General features: G+C 69.1%; 22 protein-coding genes. 11 read left to right on the top strand and 11 right to left on the bottom strand.

From position 1 onward, the window contains the following. The first annotated feature begins 128 nt into the window (after nt 1-128). Both F6A08_RS08820 and F6A08_RS08825 read left to right on the top strand, forming a co-directional pair. Nucleotides 129-989: an ABC transporter permease gene (locus F6A08_RS08820; protein WP_225855793.1), complete on the top strand. Its 861-nt coding sequence runs from the start codon at nt 129-131 to the stop codon at nt 987-989. A gap of 7 nt (nt 990-996) precedes the next feature. Further along, nucleotides 997-1,749, top strand: coding sequence for an ABC transporter ATP-binding protein (locus F6A08_RS08825; RefSeq protein WP_164479543.1), 753 nt, complete (start codon nt 997-999; stop codon nt 1,747-1,749). On the opposite strand, the gene F6A08_RS08830 is transcribed toward F6A08_RS08825, so the two are convergent. From F6A08_RS08830 to rfbA, 5 genes are read right to left on the bottom strand one after another with little or no spacing between them, the layout of a single operon-like run. Further along, on the bottom strand, nt 1,746-2,642 hold the full coding sequence (locus F6A08_RS08830) for a glycosyltransferase family 2 protein (RefSeq protein ID WP_192576731.1): 897 nt from the start codon (nt 2,640-2,642) through the stop codon (nt 1,746-1,748). The two genes, F6A08_RS08825 and F6A08_RS08830, sit on opposite strands and share 4 nt — an antisense overlap. Further along, a complete protein-coding gene (locus F6A08_RS08835) occupies nt 2,639-3,946 on the bottom strand; it encodes a UDP-glucose dehydrogenase family protein (RefSeq protein WP_151459270.1) in 1,308 nt (435 codons plus the stop codon). The genes F6A08_RS08830 and F6A08_RS08835 overlap by 4 nt, the downstream gene beginning before the upstream one ends. A 4-nt stretch (nt 3,947-3,950) precedes the next feature. After that, complete coding sequence (gene rfbD, locus F6A08_RS08840; RefSeq protein WP_151459271.1) at nt 3,951-5,372, bottom strand: dTDP-4-dehydrorhamnose reductase; 1,422 nt, start codon at nt 5,370-5,372, stop codon at nt 3,951-3,953. Then, nucleotides 5,369-6,367: a dTDP-glucose 4,6-dehydratase gene (gene rfbB, locus F6A08_RS08845; protein ID WP_124895221.1), complete on the bottom strand. Its 999-nt coding sequence runs from the start codon at nt 6,365-6,367 to the stop codon at nt 5,369-5,371. The genes rfbD and rfbB overlap by 4 nt, the downstream gene beginning before the upstream one ends. Further along, nucleotides 6,364-7,236, bottom strand: a complete 873-nt coding sequence (rfbA, locus tag F6A08_RS08850; RefSeq protein WP_124895222.1) for a glucose-1-phosphate thymidylyltransferase RfbA — start codon at nt 7,234-7,236, stop codon at nt 6,364-6,366. The genes rfbB and rfbA overlap by 4 nt, the downstream gene beginning before the upstream one ends. 133 nt (nt 7,237-7,369) lie before the next feature. Between rfbA and F6A08_RS08855 the strand changes: the two genes are divergently transcribed. From F6A08_RS08855 to F6A08_RS08865, 3 genes are read left to right on the top strand one after another with little or no spacing between them, the layout of a single operon-like run. Continuing rightward, the gene (locus F6A08_RS08855) at nt 7,370-9,307 is read left to right on the top strand and encodes a DUF6541 family protein (RefSeq protein WP_151459272.1); all 1,938 of its coding nucleotides are present in this window, start codon (nt 7,370-7,372) and stop codon (nt 9,305-9,307) included. A 16-nt stretch (nt 9,308-9,323) separates the two neighbouring features. Further along, nucleotides 9,324-10,064, top strand: a complete 741-nt coding sequence (locus F6A08_RS08860; protein WP_124895224.1) for a glycosyltransferase family 2 protein — start codon at nt 9,324-9,326, stop codon at nt 10,062-10,064. Next, complete coding sequence (locus F6A08_RS08865; protein ID WP_151459273.1) at nt 10,061-10,444, top strand: DUF2304 domain-containing protein; 384 nt, start codon at nt 10,061-10,063, stop codon at nt 10,442-10,444. Before F6A08_RS08860 ends, F6A08_RS08865 begins: the two co-directional genes overlap by 4 nt. Nucleotides 10,445-10,451: 7 nt before the next feature. Here the strand turns inward: F6A08_RS08865 and F6A08_RS08870 are convergent, their stop codons facing one another. After that, nucleotides 10,452-11,459 (bottom strand): glycosyltransferase, encoded by a 1,008-nt coding sequence (locus F6A08_RS08870; RefSeq protein WP_192576732.1) that lies wholly within the window; start codon nt 11,457-11,459, stop codon nt 10,452-10,454. Between the two features lie 103 nt (nt 11,460-11,562). Between F6A08_RS08870 and F6A08_RS08875 the strand changes: the two genes are divergently transcribed. The 3 genes from F6A08_RS08875 to F6A08_RS08885 are packed head-to-tail and all read left to right on the top strand — an operon-like array spanning nt 11,563 to nt 14,470. Further along, nucleotides 11,563-12,513: a glycosyltransferase gene (locus F6A08_RS08875; protein ID WP_192576733.1), complete on the top strand. Its 951-nt coding sequence runs from the start codon at nt 11,563-11,565 to the stop codon at nt 12,511-12,513. Further along, on the top strand, nt 12,510-13,739 hold the full coding sequence (locus tag F6A08_RS08880; RefSeq protein ID WP_151459276.1) for a lipopolysaccharide biosynthesis protein: 1,230 nt from the start codon (nt 12,510-12,512) through the stop codon (nt 13,737-13,739). Before F6A08_RS08875 ends, F6A08_RS08880 begins: the two co-directional genes overlap by 4 nt. Further along, nucleotides 13,736-14,470 (top strand): glycosyltransferase, encoded by a 735-nt coding sequence (locus F6A08_RS08885; protein ID WP_225855794.1) that lies wholly within the window; start codon nt 13,736-13,738, stop codon nt 14,468-14,470. The genes F6A08_RS08880 and F6A08_RS08885 overlap by 4 nt, the downstream gene beginning before the upstream one ends. Here F6A08_RS08885 and F6A08_RS08890 read toward each other — a convergent pair whose 3' ends face one another. From F6A08_RS08890 to F6A08_RS08910, 5 genes are read right to left on the bottom strand one after another with little or no spacing between them, the layout of a single operon-like run. After that, nucleotides 14,471-15,358 (bottom strand): glycosyltransferase family 2 protein, encoded by an 888-nt coding sequence (locus F6A08_RS08890; RefSeq protein WP_124895229.1) that lies wholly within the window; start codon nt 15,356-15,358, stop codon nt 14,471-14,473. It lies immediately after the preceding gene. A gap of 37 nt (nt 15,359-15,395) precedes the next feature. Then, on the bottom strand, nt 15,396-16,319 hold the full coding sequence (locus F6A08_RS08895; RefSeq protein ID WP_151459277.1) for an NAD-dependent epimerase/dehydratase family protein: 924 nt from the start codon (nt 16,317-16,319) through the stop codon (nt 15,396-15,398). Further along, nucleotides 16,300-17,322 carry a glycosyltransferase gene (locus F6A08_RS08900; RefSeq protein WP_124895231.1) on the bottom strand — a complete coding sequence of 341 codons (1,023 nt, stop codon included), beginning with the start codon at nt 17,320-17,322 and terminating at the stop codon, nt 16,300-16,302. The genes F6A08_RS08895 and F6A08_RS08900 overlap by 20 nt, the downstream gene beginning before the upstream one ends. Then, on the bottom strand, nt 17,319-18,149 hold the full coding sequence (locus tag F6A08_RS08905; protein WP_124895232.1) for a glycosyltransferase family 2 protein: 831 nt from the start codon (nt 18,147-18,149) through the stop codon (nt 17,319-17,321). Before F6A08_RS08905 ends, F6A08_RS08900 begins: the two co-directional genes overlap by 4 nt. Beyond that, nucleotides 18,146-18,706 carry a GtrA family protein gene (locus F6A08_RS08910; protein WP_225855795.1) on the bottom strand — a complete coding sequence of 187 codons (561 nt, stop codon included), beginning with the start codon at nt 18,704-18,706 and terminating at the stop codon, nt 18,146-18,148. Before F6A08_RS08910 ends, F6A08_RS08905 begins: the two co-directional genes overlap by 4 nt. Before the next feature lie 142 nt (nt 18,707-18,848). Here F6A08_RS08910 and glf point away from each other — a divergent pair, with 142 nt between their 5' ends. The 3 genes from glf to F6A08_RS08925 are packed head-to-tail and all read left to right on the top strand — an operon-like array spanning nt 18,849 to nt 21,543. Next, nucleotides 18,849-19,985, top strand: coding sequence for a UDP-galactopyranose mutase (gene glf, locus F6A08_RS08915; RefSeq protein ID WP_124895233.1), 1,137 nt, complete (start codon nt 18,849-18,851; stop codon nt 19,983-19,985). A 32-nt stretch (nt 19,986-20,017) separates the two neighbouring features. Then, on the top strand, nt 20,018-20,809 hold the full coding sequence (locus F6A08_RS08920; RefSeq protein ID WP_124895234.1) for an ABC transporter permease: 792 nt from the start codon (nt 20,018-20,020) through the stop codon (nt 20,807-20,809). After that, nucleotides 20,809-21,543: an ABC transporter ATP-binding protein gene (locus F6A08_RS08925; protein WP_192576734.1), complete on the top strand. Its 735-nt coding sequence runs from the start codon at nt 20,809-20,811 to the stop codon at nt 21,541-21,543. Before F6A08_RS08920 ends, F6A08_RS08925 begins: the two co-directional genes overlap by 1 nt. Nucleotide 21,544: the final 1 nt, after the last annotated feature.

The following is a 21,544-nucleotide window of genomic DNA, read 5'->3' on the forward strand; positions in this document are numbered from 1 at the left end:
GAACGGACACAGGAGGACGGGCGAACACCCGTCCTCCTGAAAGAGTGCGCCCAGGATCACCGACTACGATGAAGGGCGGTATGCGTGCCTGCCCGAGGCGCGCGACGAGGAGGCGTGGTGGTAACCAGGTGAGCACAGTCGACGCGCGCTTGTATCAATCTCCCGGGCGCGGACGAGGGGTGCTCGACGTCTTCCGGCGTCGGTACCTCCTGAACCTTCTCGTCCGCAAGGCGACCGCGACTCGCTATCGCAACTCCGTCCTCGGTTGGACCTGGTCCTACGTGAAACCGGCGGCGCAGTTCGCCGTGTACTACTTCGTGATGGGGATCATCCTCAACATCCATCGCGACGTCGACAACTTCGCGATCTACCTGTTCTCCGGCATCGTGATCATCAACCTCTTCAACGAGGGATTCGGCAACGCGACGAACTCGATCGTCGACAACGGAGCGCTGGTGCGGAAGATCTATCTTCCCCGAGAGCTGTTCCCGGTCGCGGCGATCATCGTCGCGTTCGTCCACTTCCTCCCGCAGGTGGCCGTGCTGCTGGCGATCTGTCTGCTGCTGGGGTGGACTCCGTCTCTGCTGGGCATCGCCGCCGTCCTCGCCGGCGTGCTGATCGTGCTCGTCTTCGCGACCGGTCTGGGGCTCTTCTTCGGCGGCATCAACGTGCGCTTCCGCGACGCCCAGAACGTCGTCGAGATCATCCGCATGTTCTCGACGTGGACGTCGCCCGTGCTCTACATGTGGACGCTCGTGATCGACAAGATGCCGCCGTGGCTGTTCCACATCTACATGAGCAACCCGCTGACGGTCGCTGTCGAGTTCTTCCACTACGGCTTCTGGGCGCCGACCGCCTCGTCGACCCCCGGCCTGCCGCCGCACTTCGGCGTGTACGCCGTGGTCGCCGGCGTCGTCAGCCTGATCATGCTCGTCATCGGACAGCTCGTCTTCCGCCGTTTCGAGCGCAGCTTCGCACAGGACCTGTGAGCACAACATGCAAGATCTGATCGCGGTGCAGACCGCCACCCCTCCCACCATCATCGTCGAGGGCGCATCGAAGTACTTCCTGCGGAGGAACTCGCATTCCTTCAAGGAGGCGTTCATCGGATGGCTGCAGAAGAAGAAGGTCAGGACGGATCAGTTCCTGGCTCTCGACGACATCAGCTTCCAGGTGGGGGAGGGCGAATCCGTCGCCATCCTCGGCATGAACGGATCGGGCAAGTCGACGACGCTGAAGCTGGTGTCCGGAGTGCTCGAGCCGGACGGCGGACGGGTGCTCACCCGGGGCAGGGTGGCCGGTCTCATCGAGGTCGGCGCCGGCTTCCACCCGGATCTGTCCGGCCGCGAGAACGTGTATCTGAACGCCGCGATCCTGGGGATGTCACGCAAGGAGACCGACGAGAAGTTCGACGACATCGTCGCGTTCTCCGAGATCGGCGACTTCATCGACCAGGAGGTCAAGCACTATTCGTCCGGCATGTTCATGCGGCTCGCCTTCTCGGTGGCGATCCACGTGAACCTCGACACGCTGCTCGTCGACGAGGTGCTGAGCGTCGGTGACGCCCCGTTCCGTGCGAAGTGCGCGCAGAAGATCAAGGAGCTCACCGCCCGCGGCGTGACGATGCTCGTGGTCAGCCACGACATGAACATGGTCCAGGAGCTGTGCTCGCGGGGGATCGTCATCTCGAAGGGGAAGATGATCTTCGACGGACCGATCACCGACGCCGTCGAGCTCCTGCGCTCCTAGCGGCGCCGGCGCAGGCGGCGCTCGACGCGCCGCCAGAACGAGGAGGCGACGATCTCCTCGCGGATGCCGTTCTCCACGTCGACGAATCGCTGGTCGATGAACTTGGTGAGGTAGAGCACCAGGCCGGTGCCGTTCTCCTCGACCCAGCTCCGCAGGGCCTCCTCGCGGATGCTCGCGTCGTACCGGGCGTGGTCGCTGCGGGCGCCGGCCACGCTGTTCGCCGCGCTGCCGGTGGCGCCGCGACGCTGATGCCAGTAGGCCAGAGGCTGATCGCCGAGGTACTCGAGGGCGCCACGGGAGAGCACCTTCAGGTTGAAGTCCCAGTCGCCGACGACGGGCAGCTTCTCGTCGTAGAGGCCGATCTCGGCGTGCAGCGAGCGACGGTAGAGGAAGCCGATGGGAACGAACCTGTTGAAAAGGAGGGTGTCGGTGAGCAGGGGGGCGGTGAGCTGGGACTGGAACTCCTCGCGCTCCTCCACGACGAAGCGGCCCTGCTCCTCGCGCTCCCAGACGATCTCGATGCGAGAGACGACGCCCTGCCGCTCAGGGTGGGCGTCGAGATACTCGACGGCCTTGGCGAGGAAGTCACGGTGCCAGGAGTCGTCGTCGTCGTGCAGCACGAGGTACTCGCCCGTCGCCGCCAGGACGCCGGCGTTGGCGGAGACCCAGCGACCGCGGGACTCCGGATGGTCGATGACGCGGACGCGGTCGCGATGCGACGGATCGGGGAGCGCGGCGACAAGCGCCGCCACCTTCGCCGCGTCGCCCCCGTCGTTGACGATGATCGCCTCCCAGTCGTCGAATGCCTGGGAGGTGATGCTGGAGAGCGCTCGGGTCAGGAAGTCCGGACGGTTCTTCGTTCGGACGACGATGCTCACGCGCGGGCCGGTCATGGGCGCCCCATGCCGAAGTAGGTCCATCCAGCGGCGCGCCAGGCCACGGGATCCAGGCAGTTGCGCGCATCCACGATGGTCCGAGCGGTGGTGGCTGCAGAGACGGTCGCCGGGTCGAGGTCGCGGAACTCCCGCCACTCGGTCGCCACGACGACCACCTCGGCGCCGTCGACGGCAGCGAGGACCGATTCGGCGTAGGACAGGTCGGGAGCGACACGCCGTGCCGTCTCGTTCGCCGCCGGGTCGAACGCCTGGACGTCGACGCCGGAAGCGTGCAGACGTCGGGCGACATCCAGAGCGGGCGAATCGCGGGTGTCGTCGGAGTCGGGCTTGAACGCGAGTCCGAGGACCGCCACCCGACGGCCCTCCGGGGCGCCGTCGAGGGCCGCCACGACGAGGTCCGCGACACGTTGCCGGCGGCGCAGGTTGATCGCGTCGACCTCGTGCAGGAACCGCACGGACTCGCCGACACCGAGCTCCTCGGCGCGCGCGGCGAACGCCCGGATGTCCTTCGGCAGGCATCCGCCGCCGAATCCGATGCCCGCGTTGAGGAACCGGCGACCGATCCGTGCGTCGAAGCCGATGGCGTCGGCGAGCTGGGTGACATCGGCACCGGTGACCTCGGCGATCTCGGCCATCGCGTTGATGAATGAGATCTTCGTGGCCAGGAAGGCGTTGGCCGAGACCTTCACGAGCTCCGCGGTGGCGTAGTCGGTGACCACGCGGGGTGTGCCGGACTCGATCGCCGGCCGGTAGATCTCGTCGAGGACGGCGACGTCCGCGGCGGACGCGTCATCGCTCTCGACCCCGTACACGAGACGATCCGGTGCCAGGGTGTCCTGGATCGCGAAACCCTCGCGGAGGAACTCCGGGTTCCACACCAGCCGTGCGCCGGTGGGGCGGATGGCATCGGCGATGCGCCGGGCGGTGCCGACCGGGACCGTGGACTTCCCGACGACGAGATCGCCGGGGGAGAGGACGGCCGTGAGGGAGGCGATCGCGCTGTCGACGTAGCGCAGGTCCGCGCCGTCGCCGTCGGCGCTCTGGGGGGTGCCCACCGCGATGAAATGCACGGTCGCCTCGGATGCCGCGGCGAAGTCGGTCGAGAACGTCAGCGTGCCGCGATCGCGCGCCTGACCGAGGAGGTCGTCGAGACCGGGCTCGAAGAACGGCGCCTTCCCCGATGCGAGCATCGCGATCCGGTTCTCGTCGACGTCGATCCCGACCACCTCGTGGCCGAGCGACGCCATCGCCGTCGCGTGCACCGCCCCGAGGTATCCGCAGCCGATGACGCTGAGTCTCATTCCATCAACCCTTCAGGCCTGCGACGTAGGCGCGCAGTGATTCTTCCGCGTCGGCGGGCGAGAACCCGGCCGAGACGATCTTCGTGAGGTCGAGGACGCTGTTGCGCGGCCGAGGGGCGACCGGCCCCGCGGCGGTGGCGAAATACTCGTCCGTGCTGACCGGGGTCACACGCTCGGGGTCGTGGCCGGACAGCCGGAACACCTCGCGCGCGATCTCCGCCCAGGACGAGGCGTCGCCCGATCCCGTCACGTTGTAGACGCCGAACGGGGCGCCCGTCTCGACCAGATGCGCGATCGCGTCCGCGATGTCCGACGTGAACGTGAGGCGTCCGACCTGGTCGCCCACCACACGAGGGTCGATGCCCCGCTCGGCGAGCGAATGCATGGTGCGGACGAAGTTGCCGCCCTCGCCGATCACCCAGGAGGTGCGGAGGATGTAGTGCCGCGCGGCCGTCGACGCCGCGAGGTCACCGGCGGCCTTGGTCTGACCGTAGACGCCCAACGGGCGAAGCGGGGCGTCCTCGGTGTAGGCGCCCTCGAGGGTGCCGTCGAAGACGTAGTCGCTGGACACGTGGACGAGCGTGATGCCGTTCTCCGTCGCGACGCGGGCGAGCGCTGCCACCGCCGTCGCGTTGGCAGCCCAGGCCTGCTCGCGCCCCTCCGGGGTCTCCGCCTGATCGACGGCCGTGTAGGCGGCCGCGTTCACGATGAGTCCGTAGTCCCGCCAACGGCGGGCGTCGGCCAGATCGGCAGCCGTCACGTCGATGTCCTCGCGCGTGGCGTACTCGATGTGCGCGGCGTCGCCGAAGCGGGCCCGCAGGGCGAGCCCGAGCTGGCCGGACGCGCCCAGCACGAGGATCCGCTTCGGCGGGATCGGCGTGACCTCCGCGAGACGCGGGTGCGCCTTGTCCTTGGCGGAGATCTCGACCTCGGCGAGGGGGATCGGCCAGTCGATGGCGGCGGTCTCGTCCGCCAGGTTCAGGAACGAGTACGACGCGTCCGGCGACCAGTGGTCGTTGACGAGGTAGGTGTAGGCGGTGTCCGTCTCGAGGGTCTGGTAGGAGTTGCCGACGCCGCGAGGGACGAAGATCGCCCGCGAGGGGTCGAGTTCCGTCGTGAACACGGTCCCGAAGCTCGGGCCCTCCCGCAGATCGACCCAGGCGCCGAAGATGCGGCCGGTCGCGACGGAGACCCACTTGTCCCACGGCTCCGCGTGGATGCCGCGCGTCGTGCCGATGGCGTCGTTGAACGAGATGTTGTTCTGCACCGGCCCGAAGTCCTCGAGGCCGAGTGCGGTCATCTTCTCGCGCTGCCAGTTCTCCTTGAACCAGCCGCGGGAGTCTCCGTGGACGGGCAGCTCGAACACGACGAGACCCGGGATGGGCGTCTCGATCCGTTCGAGCGACTTCCCGAACGCCGTGCTCACTGGCCCTTGCCCGCGTAGAACGCCTCCACGGCGTCCTTGCTGGGCGCCCACCACGACTCGTTGTCGCGGTACCAGTCGATCGTCGCCGACAGGCCGGCCTCGAAATCGGAGAACTGCGGGCGCCAGCCGAGCTCGGTGCGCAGCTTGGTCGAGTCGATCGCGTACCGCAGGTCGTGTCCGGCACGATCCGTCACGTGGTCGTAGGCGTCCGCCGGCTGACCCATCATCGTCAGGATCAGCTCGACGACGTCCTTGTTGTTCCGCTCGCCGTCTGCGCCGATCAGGTACGTCTCGCCGATCGCACCCTTGTCGAGGATCGTGAGCACGGCGGAGGAGTGGTCGTCCGCGTGGATCCAGTCGCGCACGTTCTCTCCGGCGCCGTAGAGCTTCGGGCGGATGCCGCGGAGCACGTTGGTGATCTGACGGGGGATGAACTTCTCGACGTGCTGGTAGGGGCCGTAGTTGTTCGAGCAGTTCGAGATCGTCGCCTGCACCCCGAACGAGCGGACCCAGGCCCGGACCAGCAGGTCGCTGCCGGCCTTGGTCGACGAGTACGGCGAGGAGGGGTTGTACGGGGTCGACTCGGTGAACCGCTCGGGGTCGTCGAGTTCGAGGTCGCCGTACACCTCGTCGGTGGAGATGTGGTGGAACCGGCGGTCGTGCCGGCGTGCGGCCTCGAGCAGCGTGTACGTTCCGATGATGTTCGTGTCGAGGAACGGACGCGGGTCGTTCAGCGAGTTGTCGTTGTGCGACTCCGCCGCGTAGTGCACGACGGCGTCGGCGTCGGCGAAGAGCTGGTCGACGAGCGTCGCATCGGTGATGTCGCCTTCGACGAACGTGACGCGGTCCTCGGGGAGGCCCTCCAGCGACCGGCGGTTGCCGGCGTAGGTGAGAGCGTCGAGGACGGTCACGTGGTGATCCGTGTGACCGACGACGTGGTGGACGAAGTTGGAGCCGATGAAGCCGGCGCCTCCGGTGACGAGCAGGCGGCTCATGCGTGTCCTCTCTTCAGGATGTCGAGCAGGTAGACCCCGTACCCCGACTTGACCAGCTTCTCTGCGCGCTCACGCAGCTCGTCGTCGCTCAGGAAGCCCTGACGCCACGCGACCTCCTCCGGAACGCCGATCTTGAGCGCGGTGCGCCGCTCCATGGTGCGCACGTACTCGGCGGCGTCCGTCATCTGGTCGAAGGTCCCGGTGTCCAGCCAGGCAGTGCCCCGCGGGAGCACCTCGACCTGGAGCTTGCCGCGCTCCAGGTAGGCGCGGTTGACGTCCGTGATCTCGTATTCGCCGCGCGCGCTCGGCGCGAGGTTGCGAGCGATCTCGACCACGTCGTTGTCGTAGAAGTAGAGACCGGGCACGGCGTAGTTGCTCTTCGGCTGTGCCGGCTTCTCCTCGAGCGACACCGCGCGGCCCTCGTCGTCGAACTCGACGACGCCGTACGCCTGGGGCTCGCCCACCCAGTAGGCGAAGACCGCGCCGCCGTCGATGTCCTCGAACCGCTGCAGCCGGCTGCCGAGTCCCGGGCCGTAGAGCAGGTTGTCGCCGAGGACCAGGGCGACCGAGTCGTCTCCGATGAAGTCTGCCCCGATCGTGAAGGCCTGCGCGAGCCCGTCCGGCGACGGCTGCTGCGCGAACTGCAGGTTGATCCCGAACTGCGATCCGTCGCCCAGGAGCCGCTCGAAGTGCGCGGCGTCATGCGGGGTCGTGATCACGAGGATGTCGCGGATCCCTGCGAGCATGAGCGTCGACAGCGGGTAGTAGACCATCGGCTTGTCGTACACCGGGATCAGCTGCTTCGACACTCCGAGAGTGATGGGGTGCAGACGTGTGCCGGAGCCCCCGGCGAGAATGATGCCTTTCACGCCTCTATGTTGTCACACTGTTCCTGGAACCCCGGGGCGCGAGCGGTAAGCGCTCTCATGCGGTGCTGCACGCAGGGGATCGACAAGGGTGCGGGCTATCCTGATTCGGTTGTCCGCGAGAGGTCTGGAACTAATGGGAATGCTCGAACTGCTGTGGCCCGCCGTCGTCCTGGTCGCGGTGTACGCGCTTCTCGGCGGGTCGCTGGCGTGGGTGATCGGGCTGCGCGGGCTGTGGGCGGTCGCCGCGGCCCCGGCCTTCGCGACGACGGTGATCGGCGGCGCGAGCGTGGTCGCCGGCTGGCTCGGCCTCGGCTGGTCGATCCTGCCGAGTCTCATCCTGACCGTCGTGATCGGCGTCGGGGTCGTGCTCGTGCGCCGCAGGACGGCATCGCCCGTCGCGTCGCCCAGATCCTTCTCGCCGTGGTGGACCGTGCTCGCCGTCGGCCTGGCCGCGGTCGTGATCGGCTGGCAGACGCTGTCGGTCATCGGCGGTCCGACGGCCATCTCGCAGACCTTCGACAACGTGTTCCACCTCAATGCGATCCGCTACATCCTCGACACCGGGGCCGCCTCGCCGCTCGAGCTCGGACAGATGACCAGCCCCAACGGGGGAGTGCCGTTCTACCCCTCCGTGTGGCACGCGACGGCCGCCATCGTCGCCCAGCTCAGCGGCGCGAGCATCGCCACCGTGGTCAACGCCCAGACCCTGGTGATCGCGGCCGTCATCTGGCCGTCGGGCGCTGTGCTGCTTTCCCGGGTGCTCGGCGGCGCCACAGCGGCCGTCACGGTGAGCGCCGCGATCGTCAGCGCGTCGGTGCCCATGTTCCCGCTGCTCCCCATGGACTACGGCGTCCTCTACCCCTTCCAGCTCGCACTCGCCACAGCTCCGGTCGCGCTCGCCGCCACCGCCTCGATGCTCGGCATCGGATCGTCCTCCGGGCAGCGCGCGCCGGGATGGTGGGCCTTCATCGTGCTCGGCGCGATCCCGGGCGTGGCCCTGGCCCATCCGGGCGGCTTCGTCGCGTGGCTCGCCCTCTCCGTCCCGATGGTCGCGGTCTTCGCCGTCCGCTTCTGGCGCGGTCACGCCCGCGCGGGAGCACGCATCGGTCTGATCGTCGGCGTGCTCGCCTACCTCGGACTCGGACTCCTGCTCCTCAAGATCCTGCGCCCGCCGCTGCCGACCCGACTCTGGCCGACCGCGCTCAGTCCCGCCCAGGCGGCCGTCGAGGTCGCCCAGGTGTCGATGTTCTACGGCACGGTGTCGATCGGGGTCGCCGTCGCGATCCTCCTCGGTCTCGTCTGGGCCGTTCGCGAGCGCACCGGCCCCGTCGCGGTCGCCGTGCTGTCCTGGGTGGTCGGTGCCGGTCTCTTCATCGTCGTCATCGCCTCGCCGTTCCCCACGCTCCGCGATGCGCTCACCGGGAGCTGGTACAACAACTGGCCGCGGCTCGCGGCGGTGTTCGGCGTGGCGCTCGTCCCGCTGGCGGCTTTCGGCCTGGCCCGCACGGTCCAGGCCGTCGCGCGACGCTGGCGTACCGCTCGCCCCGAGGACCTGCGGGCTCGGACGATCACGGGTGTGGCGCTGGCGGTCGTCGGTTTCGTCCTGTTCCCGCTCCCTGCCATGCCGCACGCGGTCGAGCAGGCGCACCGGCAGTTCGCACTGACCGACGATTCGGCTCTGGTGAGCGCGGACGAGATGGCCCTGCTCGAGCGCATTCCCGAGCACGTGCCCGCGGGGGAGACGATCGCAGGCAACCCGTACACCGGCACCGCCCTGGCCTATGCGATCGGCGGACGGCCCGTCCTGATGCCGCACATCCTGGTCGACGTCTCCGAGGACGCGCAGACGGTCAACGACCATCTCGCCGATGCCGCGACGCAGCCGTCGGTCTGCGACGCGCTGCGCGCCACCGGGGTCGGCTTCGTGCTGGACTTCGGCGAGCGCGAGGTGCACAACGGCTCGCACCCCCTCCCCGGCCTCGACGAGCTCGCGGATTCCGGGGTGGTGCGCCTGGTGGACAGCCAGGGCGATGCCAGACTGTACGAAGTGACCGCGTGCGGTCTGGGCTGAACTCGGAGATCCTGACATGACCGACAACACGCGTGCGAACCGCGTTCTCGTCCTCGTGCCCGCGTGGAACGAGGAACGCAACGTCGGAACCACCGTGCGGGAGATCCGTGCCGCGTCGTCGCGCTATGACGTCGTCGTGATCGACGACGGATCGACGGACGCGACGGCCGCGGTGGCGAGGGACGCCGGCGCCGCCGTGCTCTCCCTGCCCTTCAACCTCGGCGTGGGCGGCGCGATGCGCACCGGATTCACCTACGCCGCCAGGGAAGGCTACGGAGCCGCCATCCAGGTCGACGCCGACGGGCAGCACGACCCCGTCGACATCGAGCGGGTGCTCGCCGGCCTCGACCGGGCCGACATCTCGATCGGAGCGCGGTTCTCCGATGTCGGCGACTATTCGGTGCGCGGCCCGCGCCGGTGGGCCATGGTGTTCCTCGCCTCCGTGGTCTCGCGCATCGCGAAGACCCGCCTCACCGACGTGACGAGCGGATTCCGTGCGGCCAACGCCCGAGCGATCGACCAGTATGTGCGCTACTACCCGGCCGAGTACCTGGGAGACACGCTGGACTCGCTCGTCGCCGCCCTCCACGCGGGACTCACCGTCACCCAGGTCGGGGTCGCGATGCGTCCTCGCGTCCACGGGAACCCCAGCCAGGGGCCTCTCGGCTCCACGGTCTACCTGCTCAGGTCCGTGTTCGCGCTGATGCTCGCCGCGATGCGACGGACGGGATCGCGAGCAGGGGAGCCCCGCGCATGATCGTCTTCGTCGGCATCGCCCTCGCCATCCTGATCCTCGTGGTCGTGCTGTGGATGCTGCTCACCCGCAGGCTGCGCGAGAAGTACGCCGTCCTGTGGCTGATCATCGCCGTGTCGGTGCTCATCGTCGGGCTGTTCCCCGGCCTCCTGGCAGGTCTGACAGCCTTCCTCGGCGTGCAGGTGCCCTCGAACCTGCTCTTCGCGACCGCGATCCTCCTCCTTCTCGGAGTGTCGCTGCACCTCTCCTGGGAGTTGAGCCAGGTCGAGGAGGAGACGCGACGCCTCGCGGAGGAGTCGGCGATCCTGCGGACCCAGCTCGACCGGCTCGAGAGCAGGACCTCGCGCCTGGAGGGTCAGCGGCCCGCCGACGACGTCGACTGACGGCCGCTCAGGCGCCCGACGTCCGCCGCACGGCTCGGCGCCCGCCGGTGATGGCACCGCAGAACCAGCTCGCCCGGTACTCCACGGCAAATCGGGGCGGCACGATCTCCCGCCGGCGCGCTTCGCGGAGGAGGGCGGACACCGCCGTCAGGCGCCGGGCATGCCCGAAGGCGCGATCGCGGCGGACGTCGATGCGGTCGGCGGGAATCCGGGAGTCGAGGGTGTCGACCATCAGCTGGCGCCATCCCACGTAGGTCCAGAACGTCATCCTCGCGACCGCGAACGGGGAGCGGGAGCCCTCGAAGCGCTCGGCCTGGCCGAGGACGTTCGCCACGGAGGTTCGGATGCTCCCGCCGCCGAGACGGCTCGGATCCCCGAAGACGTTGGCGTCGTGCTGGACATAGTCCTGCACGACGTCGTCCACGATGCGGGTGCCGCGGTGGGCGGACGCGACGACGGCGAGCCAGTGATCGTGCGTCGCGACCCTGGTCGATGCGCGCGGGAACGGAAGCGCTGTGGCCAGCAGCTCCGGCCCGAAGAGACAGAGCGAGCCCGTGAACTCGTTGGACAGCAGCGTGAAGAGAGCGCCGTGATCCCGACGCTCGGTGCGGCCCGTCTCCGTCTCCGAGGGGTAGGAGATGATCCTCGCCTGGGCGGAGACGAGCGACACCTCGTCGAGATGGGGGAGCAGGCGCTCGATCTTGTCGGCGTCCCACCGGTCGTCCTGATCGCACAGCGCGACCCAGGTGCTGTGTTCGGAGACCTCGAGGAGAGCGCGTTCGAAGTTCAGGTAGAAGCCGAGCCGGGTGCCGTCGCCGATGATCCGGAAGCGATCGTCGCCCTCGGTGATCTCCTCGACGAGTGCGGCGACCGGGGCGGGGTCGCCGTCCACGGAGATCACGCACTCCCAGTTCCGCACCGTCTGCGAGCGCAGGGAGTCGAGCTGGCGGCGAAGGAGCTCCGGATCAGGGGAGTAGGCGGCGAGCACGATGGTGCCGAAGGGGGAAGTCGACACGCGAGGGCCTTCCGGGTCTGCGGGGATCGATCAGCGAATGAGGCTAGTCTAAATGCGCCATGCTCCTGTCTCCGCTCCCCGTTCGACGTCCGGTGCGCCTCGGATGAGCGCCGCGCATGTCTGGGCGGTCTTCTCGACCTTTCGGCCCGGTGAAGCCGCTCTCGACGCGGTCGCCTCGGTGACCGCGCAGGTCGAGGGCGTGATCGTCGTCGACGACGGCTCCGGTCCCGCTGCCGACGCCGTGCTGTCGGCGCTCGAAGCGGGCGGCGTGACGGTGGTGCGACGCGGGGCCAACGACGGCATCGCGGCGGCGCTGAACGACGGCATCGACCGTGCCAGAGAGGCCGGAGCGGAGTTCGTGGTCACGTTCGACCAGGATTCCTGGGTCGGGCCGGGCTTCGTGAGCGCCCTGGTGGCGGCTCACGATGCCGCGACCGCTGCCGGCGACCGCGTCGGGCTGGTCGTGCCGGAGCACTTCGCCGGGGTGCGGCAGCAGAGGGGGCCCGTCGCCCCGTTCGGCGATGCCGTCAACGTGATCCAGTCGGGGATGCTCATCCCGGCGTCCGTCATCGCCGCAGAGGGGGCCCTCCGGGAGGACTTCTTCATCGACCTCGTCGACACCGAGTTCGAGCTGCGCCTGCGCCGGCGCGGCTGGCGGGTGCTCGCGGCCGGCGGTGTGCGCATGGAGCACGCGCTCGGCACGAAGTACCGGCGTGAGCTGTTCGGCCGGACCGTGGCGCTGCCCGGGATCCCGCCGGAGATCACGCTGAGCACCCCGTTCCGCTATTTCTACCGCCTGCGCAATCGGCTCGTGCTCAACAGGGAGTACTTCGTCTCGGCGCCGCGTCAGATCGCGAGGGATTCGCTGCTCGACGGCATCCATTTCGTCAACGCGGCCTGGGTCGCCCGACCTCGACGTGCGCTGCTGCGGCTGTATCGCGCCGCATTCGTGGCCGCCCTGCGCGGACGCATGGGTCGGATGCCCGCGGCGCTCGCACCCATCGCGGCCGAGATCCGGTGGAGCGCACCCGTGATCGAATCGGAGCAGAGGTGAGCGGCGCCGTCCGCACCGCGGCGGGACGTCTGAGCGGCTTCACCGTCTCGGTCGGCGTCGTGACGCTCATCGGCATCATCTCGATCCCGCTTCTGACCGCCTCACTCGGAAGGACCACCTGGGGCACGCTCGCGCTCATCCAGACCGTGTCCCAGTTCGGCGGCATCCTCGTCGCCTTCGGGTGGGGAGCCACGGGTGCCGCGACGGTGGCGGGGATCCCCGTGGCGGAGAGACCGGCGTTCTACCGCACCTCGCTCCGTGCCCGCGCCGTGCTCTACCTTCTCGTGCTGCCGGTGATCGCCGTGATCCTCGTGCTCCTCACGCGCGGCGACGTTCTCGTGTCCGTGCTCGGCGCCGCGGTGTACCTGCTGCCCAACCTCGGAGCGACCTGGTACTTCACGGGCGAGGGGAGGCCGATGCGCCTCCTGCTCTGCGACACCCTGCCGACCGTGACGGGCGCGGTCGCCGGCATCATCGGTGCGGTCGTCACCGGCGAGCTGTGGGTGTACCTGGTCGGACAGGGGCTCGGATTCGTGGCCGCCGTCTCCATCGACGCCGTCGTCGTCCTCCGCGGCTCCTCGGGACGCTCCATGGCACCGGTGCGCCTGCGTACCGCGCTGAGCGGGCAGCGCCACGCCGTGTCCGCGACGCTCGTCAGCGGCCTCTACGTGACCCTGCCGATGGTGGCGGTCCAGGCGTTCCTGCCGGGGCTGCAGCCGATGTACGCCTTCGCGGACCGGCTGTTCAAGTACGCCTCGGTCGCGCTGCTGCCCATCCAGCAGTATTTCCAGAGCTGGGTGCCCGACCCCGGGGCGGACTTCCGGCGACGAGCGCGGATCGCGACCCTCGCCGCCGTCATCATCGGCGTCATCGGCGGCGCGTGCATCGCCGCACTGAGCCCCTGGGTGTCGACGCTCCTCTCCGTCGGCCGGATCACGGTCCCGTGGGAGGTGTCGCTGCCGCTGGGCGTGGCCTTCGTGGGGATCGCCACGGCGGCGATCGTCGGATACGCCTGTCTCGTGGTCGTCGGCCGCGTGCGGGCCCTGGCGGCGTCGACGCTCATCGGGGCGCTGGTCGGCGCGCCACTCATCCTGCTCTTCGCGGCCCTCGGATCGGTGCCGGCGGTGGCCTGGGCCGTGGCGCTGTCCGAGCTCTGCGTGGCGGGCTACCAGGTCCTCGTGCTGCGGGCGGAGCTCCGCACGTCCGAGAAGGAGGCCGCGGCGTGAGCACGGTGCGCGTGAGCGTCTGCATGGCGACGTACAACGGCGAGCGGTTCCTCGGTCCGCAGATCGAATCCATCCTGCAGGAGCTCGAGCCGCAGGACGAGCTGGTCGTCGTGGACGACGCCTCGTCCGACGGCACCGTCGCCGCGCTGGAGCGGTTCGACGATCCGCGCATCCGGGTGCACGCACGCGCGGACAACCGCGGGTACGTCCGCACCTTCGAAGAGGCGATGGAGCGCGCGACCGGCGACATCCTGATGCTCTCCGACCAGGACGATGTCTGGATCCCCGGCCGCAGGGCGCTTTTCGTCGAGGCGCTGACGAACTCCGCGGTCGCGGCGTCGAACCTGGTGCTGCTCGGCTCGGACGATCCGCTGCCCAATCCGGTCACGAGGCGACCCTGGCGTCTCCGGGCGGCGTGGTCCCGGCAGGGCGTGCGCAACGGGCTGCGGATCCTGGCCGGGATGGCGCCGTATTACGGCTGCGCCATGGCGATCCGACGCGATGCCGTGGACCGCGTGCTTCCGTTCCCCGCCTACCTGGACGAGAGCCACGACCTGTGGCTGGCGCTCTTCGGCAATGCGCATCGCACGATGACGCACATCGAGGCAGCGACGATCCGCCGCCGCATCCACGACACGAACGCCTCGCCCTCGCGGCCGCGCGGCATCCGCGCCGTGCTGCGGGCGCGGATCATGCTGCTGCGGGCGTGGGGAACGGCCCGCCGCCGCTGATCAGCGCAGGATGTGCGCCCAGAGCGCGCGACGACCGTCGGCGTCTCCGTGACGGACGACGGCGGGCACCGTCGTCAGCGCATGGAGGCGGGCGAGAACGCGCGCTCGGGCGGCCCGCGCCGTCGCCCGCCATCCGTGCGCCTCCGCCCGTCGCGCGGTCTCGAGGAAGAATCGGCGATCGTCCGTGAAGCGCGTCCCGTCCAGGATCGCCTTCTGCGAGGCGCTCTCGGTGTGCCGACGGTACGCGAACACCTCGTCGTCGATCACGACGAGCGACCCGCCGGCGAAGGCGATGTCCAGGAGGATGGCCAGATCGAGCACGATGGGCAGGTCGTCGCGGAAGTCGTGTGCGCGGATCGCATCCGCGCGGAAGACGAGCGAGGGCCAGTACAGCCAGTTCCCCCGGGTGAGGCTGGTCGCGAGACGCTCTCCCTGCATCTCGACGTCGCCTGACCGGGTGTCCGGGCGGAGCAGGCGCTGCTTCACCCGATCGACGAGAGGCAGCGAGGGCGCGCCGTGCTCGTCGATGACGCGGACCCCCGGCTGGAAGACGGCGGCCTCCGGGTGCCGAGCGATCGCGGCACGGAGGGAGGCGACATAACCGGGCAGGAGCAGATCGTCGCTGCCGAGCACCATCAGGTGGTCGGCCGTCGCGAGACGCACGCTCGCCCGGAAGTTCTCGATGATCCCGACGTTCTCGTCGTTGCGAACGTAGCGGATGCGCGGGTCGTCCAGTCGGCCGAAGTGCTCCGCCACGCCAGGGTCGGGGTAGGCGTCGTCGATGACGGTGAGACGCCAGTCGCCGTCGCTCTGCGCGCGGACGGATTCCACCGTCCGGTAGAGGAGCTCCGGCTCACCCCAGAACGGCAGCATGATATCGATCGTCATCGCCACCAGCTTACGAACATCGGGGACATCGCGTCGGTCACGGCCGGCCCAGCATGGCGAGCCGTGCCCGCAGCACCCGGTCGAGGCCCTCGGGAAGGGTCGTGGCGACCAGGGCGTCCAGATCCGTCCACACCTCGGACCGCACACGCAGGTCCAGGGCCTGGCCCGTGGCCGGTCCCTGGCCGAGGAGGGAGAAGCCGCTGCGGCGTCGCAGTCGCCTCAGCTCGCCCAGGATCGCGCCGACCGAGACCGCACGACCGGTGCCGACGATCTTCACGACCGTGGCCCCGGCGGGGAGCAGGCGGGCGCGAGATGCTGCCGCGCTGACCACCGCGGCAGCGTCGTCCTCGAAGATGTAGTCGCGCAGCGTGTCCAGGGACACGTAGATGATCGCGGGCTGCATCGTGATCGCGCTGTCCACGAGCGTCGAGATCAATCCCTGCTTCTTCGTCAGGTCCTGGCCGGGGCCGTAGAGGTTGGTGAGCCTGCCGATCACGGTGCGCCAGCCCTGCTCGGCACCGCGCTCCGCCGCCAGCGCCTCCATGGCGAGCTTGGCATCGCCGTAGGCGGAGGCCGAGGCGGGGGGAGTGGACTCGCGGTGCGGCGGCTCGGCCGCGCCGCCGTACGCGCCGCCGACCGACGAGGCGAGGAACAGCACCAGGCGATCAGCGGTCGCCAGCGGTGAGCGCGCCAGCACGTCGAGGAACGCGCCGAACAGCGCGACCTCCGCGAACAGCGACTCCCGCGGGGTCGAGGTCACGCCTTTGCCGGCGCACCAGTAGATCTCGACCGGGCCCGGCACGCGGAGGAACGCCTCGGCGCCCGCCGTGAGCTCTCGGATCGCGCGCTCCGGATCATCCCACGAGACGTCGACGGCGAACGGCGTGTCGGCCCGCGAGCGGGACACGGCCCGGCCGAGGAGTCCGCGGCCGATGATCCATCTACGCGCTGTGCTCGTCACTCGAGTCCCTGGACGTGATCTGCGCGTGTCCGAGCGGACCCGACTGCGGATCGCGGACGATGAGGTAGGTCGGTCGGCCCAGCGCGGAGCTCACCGTCACGCCGAGATACTCCGCGATGATCCCGAGCGCCATGAGCACGGCACCGATCCCGGCGGCCGTGAGCACCATCTGCGACGTCCATCCGGCCGGGATGTCCACGGCGAACGCCCGCATGATCACCAGATACAGCGCGAAGAGGATCCCGCCGGCGAAGAACAGCGCCCCGACGCCCGTCACGAACCGCAGGCCGCGGGTTCCCGAGGTCAGCACCATCCGCCAGAAGTGCGCGAACAGTCGTCGATAGGAGTAGCCGGAGGTGCGCTCGCCCTCGTCGCGGAGCAGCACGGGCGAGGTGACCGTCTTCGCGGACACCCAGCTGAGCGCGACGTCGAGGTAGACACCGGTACCGGCGTACGCGGCGACGCTCCGGGCGATCTCGCCCAGGATGAGCCGGTAGCTGTTGAACTGCGAGGCCTGACCTCCGCCGAGGAAGGACTCCAGGAGCTTCTTCGAGCTCTTCGAGGCCGTGTTGCGGACGAAGCCGTGCGGAGGGCGATTGCTCGGTGCCGCATACACGAGATCGGCCTGCTCCCGCAGCGCGGTGTCGATCATGCCGCCGATGAAGACCGGGTCGTGCTGGCCGTCCTCGTCGAGCGTGACGATCCAGTCGCCGCCCGAGCTGGCGATGCCGGCGAGGGTCGCCGCGTGCTGGCCGAAGTTGCGGCTGAGCCAGACGGCCCGGACCCAGGGCCAGGTGTCCGCGAGACGGCGGATGACCGCAGCCGAGTCGTCGGGACCCCGGTCGTAGCTCAGGATGACCTCGGTGACCCTGGCGCGATGGCCGTCCGGGGTGGTGAAGTCCTCCGTGAACGGCGCGATGCTCGCCACCAGGTCGTCCAGGGTGCGCTCGCCCTGGTACACCGGGGTGACGACGCTGACACGGTGGATGTAGCTCTCGCTCATCGACTCCTCCATCTGAGTACGAGGTAGGAAAGGCGCCGGAGCCGGGCCATCGCGCTGGCGCGGACGTTGCCGATCAGCACATCGGCGCGGGACACCACGGCGGGGTGCCGACGGTGGAGGTCGGCGTGGAAGCGACGGGCCTGATCAGCCTGCGACGCGATGAGCACGGCACTCCACTGCGAATCGGACAGGCGGAACGTCGCACCGACGGTCGTGTCCGGCACGAACTCGCCCGTGAGCAGCACGCGGGAGTACGTCGCCTGGTCGATGAGGTACGGGAACTCGGCGCTCCAGCCACCCGCGCGCTCGAGGACGTCGCGGCGCATCATGACCGAGGCCGGCTCTCCGAACAGATTCGAACCGGCCCGGACGGCCTTGGCCACCGCTCGCGCACCCGGCATCGGTCCGGCGAGGCCTCTGAGGCCCCACCCCGGCATCAGGACGCGGCCGTCGGCGTCCGTGACGTCGCGTCGGCACGCCGTCAGCACCGCGCCGCTGCTTCGCAGGAGCTCGCTCTGTCGAGCGAGGATCCCCGGGCGGAGCACGTCGTCCCCGCAGACGAGTTTGAGGAACTCTCCCGTGGCGGCCTCGGTGACCCGGTTCCAGTTCCGCTCGGCGCCTCCGCCCGCCGGCGTGTCCAGCAGCGTCACACGAGGGTCGTCCGCATACCGGTCCATGACCGCGCGCGTGGCGTCGGCCGATGAATGATCCGCGACGATGAGCTCGAAGTCCACGCCCTCCTGTGCGAGCACCGAGTCGATGGTCTCCTGGAGGGTGGCGGCGTTGTTGTAGGCGGGGACGACCACACTGACGGTCGGCGCGGTCACGGGGTGTGCTCCTTTCGACGGAAGGAGAAGCGGCTGTGGCCGAAATAGCTCACCAGCGTCGTCACGAACACGATGAGGGCCTGGGCCACGATCGGCTCCAGATGTGCGAACTCCACGAGCAGAGGAAGCAGGACCGCGTTGATGCCCAGCGAGACGAGGTAGACGGTCTCGAAGCGGACGAGGTCGGTCCACACGTGACCGCGGACGCGGAACACGAGCCGGCGGTAGAGCACGAAGGCGCACAGGACGCTGGCGACATGCGCGAACAGCAGCGTGACCATGTAGCCCCAGAGGCGGCCCACCGTGATGTCGAAGAGCGCGAACCAGACGAATCCGACGACCGTGTTGATCACGCCGACGAAGAGGAAGGCGACCCGTCGGTCGCGGAACAGTCGGAGCAGCGGACCATCGGGGCCGGTCATCCCGGCGATGGAGCGGTCCTCGACGACCTCCTGGTCGGAGTCCGGATCTGCCATCTCGTCGCCGTGTCGCGCATCGCTCATCGGCTCGACCACCTGCCCTGCACTCTCGCTCGTCACCGCGGTGCCGGTGCTCATCGAGCGTACCGCATGGTGTCAGGGCGCTCCCTGACAGGGGAGGACAGTCGTCGCAGGTAGCATGGGTACGCTATCGGCTCCGCGACGCCGGGGCGCGCCACGACGGCCGCCTGCGCGTGATCCAGACAGGAATGATGCATCAATGGACCTCCTCATCGTCGGCTCCGGTCTCTTCGGACTCACCATCGCCGAGCGGGCAGCCGCGGCCGGACGGAAGGTGACGATCCTCGAGCGACGCCACCACATCGGCGGCAACGCGTACAGCGAGGCGGAGGCGACGACGGGCATCGAGGTCCACCGCTACGGCGCGCATCTGTTCCACACCTCCAACGCGACCGTGTGGGAGTACGTCAACCGCTTCACCACCTTCACGAACTACGTGCACCGGGTCTACTCCGCGCACAAGGGCGTCGTCTACCCGCTGCCGATCAACCTCGGCACGATCAACCAGTTCTTCCAGGCCGCCTACAGCCCCGCCGAGGCGCGCGCGCTCATCCAGGAGCAGGCGGGCGAGTTCGACCCCTCGTCGGCGAGCAACCTCGAGGAACGGGGTATCGGTCTCATCGGCCGCCCGCTGTTCGAGGCCTTCATCCGCGACTACACCGCAAAGCAGTGGCAGACCGAGGCCAAGGATCTCCCCGCATCGATCATCAGCCGTCTGCCCGTGCGCTACACCTACGACAACCGGTACTTCAACGACACCTGGGAGGGCCTGCCCACCGACGGGTACACCGCCTGGCTGGAGCGCATGGCCGACCACCCCAACATCGAGGTCCGCCTGTCGACCGACTTCTTCGACGAGGCGCAGCCGCTGAACCGCGCGGCGGTCGTCGGACAGGTCCCCATCGTCTACACCGGCCCCGTGGACCGGTACTTCGACTACACCGAGGGCGAGCTGAGCTGGCGGACCATCGATCTCGAGGAGGAGGTCCTCGACATCGGCGACTTCCAGGGCACGAGCGTGATGAACTACCCGGATGCGGACGTGCCGTTCACGCGCATCCACGAGTTCCGCCACTTCCACCCCGAGCGCGCGGATCGCTACCCGAAGGACCGCACGGTCATCATGCGCGAGTTCTCCCGGTTCGCCGGACGTGACGACGAGCCGTACTACCCGGTCAACACGGCGACGGACCGCGAGCGCCTCCTGGCGTACCGCGAGCTCATGGCGGGGGAGAAGGACGTGCACTTCGGCGGACGCCTCGGCACCTACCAGTACCTCGACATGCACATGGCCATCGGGTCGGCGCTGTCGATGTGGAACAACACCCTCGCCTGACCCGCGACCGGATCGATTCTGAAGGGGACCGGATGAGTGCGACGTCGATCGGCGCGCCTGGCTCGGCACGGCGGTACCTCCACTCCCTGTGGCTGCTGTCCTCCCGCGACCTCCGGGTGCGGTATGCCACGAGCTGGCTCGGCTACCTGTGGTCGATCCTCGACCCGCTGCTGATGAGCCTGATCTACTGGTTCGTCTTCACGCAGGTCTTCGAGCGGACCGTGGGGGAGCAGCCCTACATCGTCTTCCTGATCACGGCCCTCCTGCCGTGGGTGTGGTTCAACTCCTCGGTGTCCGATCTCACGAAGGCCTTCAACCGCGACTCCAAGCTCGTCCGCTCGACCTCGATACCCCGATCGATCTGGGTGAACCGGATCGTGCTGAGCAAGGGGGTGGAGTTCCTGTGCTCGCTGCCCGTGCTGGCGGTGTTCGCGATCTTCTCCGGTGCCACGGTCTCCTGGCAGCTGGTGTGGATCCCCGTGGCACTGATCCTGCAGGCGGCTCTGCTGGTCGGTCTCGGTCTGCTGATCGCGCCGCTGTGCACGCTGTACGCGGATCTCGAGCGCACCACGCGTCTCATCCTGCGCATCCTGTTCTACGCCTCGCCGATCATCTACGGCGCCGCGGATCTCCCGGGGGCCTTCAAGGACATCGCGGTGTTCAACCCGCTGTTCGGGATCTTCAGCCTCTATCGCGTGGGGTTCTTCCCCGATCAGTGGAACACGGCTGCGGTGATCGGCGCTGTGCTCATGACCCTCCTCATCCTCGTCGTCGGCATCACCGTGTTCCGCCGACTCGAGCCCGCCGTGCTGAAGGAGCTGTGATGACCGCGATCGAAGTGGTGGGGCTCGGCGTGCGCTTCCGTCGCAACCGGCGGGGAAGGCGCACGTTCAAGGACATCTTCGGCAGGCGAGGCCGGGGCCGGCCCCCCGGCGAGTTCTGGGCGCTGCGCGACGTCTCCTTCACGGTCGCGCCCGGCGAGTCCATCGGCGTGGTCGGACGCAACGGGCAGGGCAAGTCCACGCTCTTGAAGCTCGTGGCCGGCGTCCTGCTGCCGGACGAAGGACGAGTGGTCGTGCACGGCGGCGTCGCGCCGCTCATCGAGCTCACCGGAGGCTTCGTGGGCGATCTGACCGTGCGGGAGAACGTTCGCCTGACCGCCGGTCTGCACGGGATGAGCCGCGCGGAGATCTCCCGCCGCTTCGACGACATCATCGGATTCGCCGAGCTCGAGGACTTCCTGGACACGCCGTACAAGCACCTCTCGAGCGGCATGAAGGTGCGGCTCGCGTTCTCGGTCGTCTCTCAACTCGAAGAGCCGATCCTCCTCGTCGACGAGGTGCTCGCGGTCGGCGACAAGGCCTTCCGCGAGAAATGCTACCGCCGGATCGACGAGCTGCTCGCCGACGGGCGCACGCTCTTCTTCGTCAGCCACAACGAACGCGACCTGCGCCGATTCTGCGCGCGCGGGCTGTACCTCGACAAGGGCCGCCTCGTGCTCGACGGCCCCATCGGCGACGTGCTCGACAGGTACAACGCCGACAACGCGCCCGCCTGAC

This window comes from Microbacterium algeriense, from assembly GCF_008868005.1.
In the GTDB taxonomy this organism is placed as follows: Bacteria; Actinomycetota; Actinomycetes; order Actinomycetales; family Microbacteriaceae; genus Microbacterium; species Microbacterium algeriense.

Bases quoted from the DNA above. Each gene is read 5' to 3' on its own strand.
- F6A08_RS08855 (WP_151459272.1), top strand. From the start codon at position 7,370: ATGGGAATGCTCGAACTGCTGTGGCCCGCCGTCGTCCTGGTCGCGGTG.
- F6A08_RS08920 (WP_124895234.1), top strand. From the start codon at position 20,018: ATGAGTGCGACGTCGATCGGCGCGCCTGGCTCGGCACGGCGGTACCTC.
- F6A08_RS08835 (WP_151459270.1), bottom strand. From the start codon at position 3,946: ATGAGACTCAGCGTCATCGGCTGCGGATACCTCGGGGCGGTGCACGCG.
- F6A08_RS08875 (WP_192576733.1), top strand. From the start codon at position 11,563: ATGAGCGCCGCGCATGTCTGGGCGGTCTTCTCGACCTTTCGGCCCGGT.
- F6A08_RS08910 (WP_225855795.1), bottom strand. From the start codon at position 18,706: ATGAGCACCGGCACCGCGGTGACGAGCGAGAGTGCAGGGCAGGTGGTC.
- F6A08_RS08925 (WP_192576734.1), top strand. From the start codon at position 20,809: ATGACCGCGATCGAAGTGGTGGGGCTCGGCGTGCGCTTCCGTCGCAAC.
- F6A08_RS08890 (WP_124895229.1), bottom strand. From the start codon at position 15,358: ATGACGATCGATATCATGCTGCCGTTCTGGGGTGAGCCGGAGCTCCTC.
- F6A08_RS08830 (WP_192576731.1), bottom strand. From the start codon at position 2,642: ATGACCGGCCCGCGCGTGAGCATCGTCGTCCGAACGAAGAACCGTCCG.
- rfbB (WP_124895221.1), bottom strand. From the start codon at position 6,367: ATGAGCCGCCTGCTCGTCACCGGAGGCGCCGGCTTCATCGGCTCCAAC.
- F6A08_RS08860 (WP_124895224.1), top strand. From the start codon at position 9,324: ATGACCGACAACACGCGTGCGAACCGCGTTCTCGTCCTCGTGCCCGCG.
- F6A08_RS08865 (WP_151459273.1), top strand. From the start codon at position 10,061: ATGATCGTCTTCGTCGGCATCGCCCTCGCCATCCTGATCCTCGTGGTC.
- F6A08_RS08825 (WP_164479543.1), top strand. From the start codon at position 997: ATGCAAGATCTGATCGCGGTGCAGACCGCCACCCCTCCCACCATCATC.
- glf (WP_124895233.1), top strand. From the start codon at position 18,849: ATGGACCTCCTCATCGTCGGCTCCGGTCTCTTCGGACTCACCATCGCC.
- F6A08_RS08900 (WP_124895231.1), bottom strand. From the start codon at position 17,322: ATGAGCGAGAGCTACATCCACCGTGTCAGCGTCGTCACCCCGGTGTAC.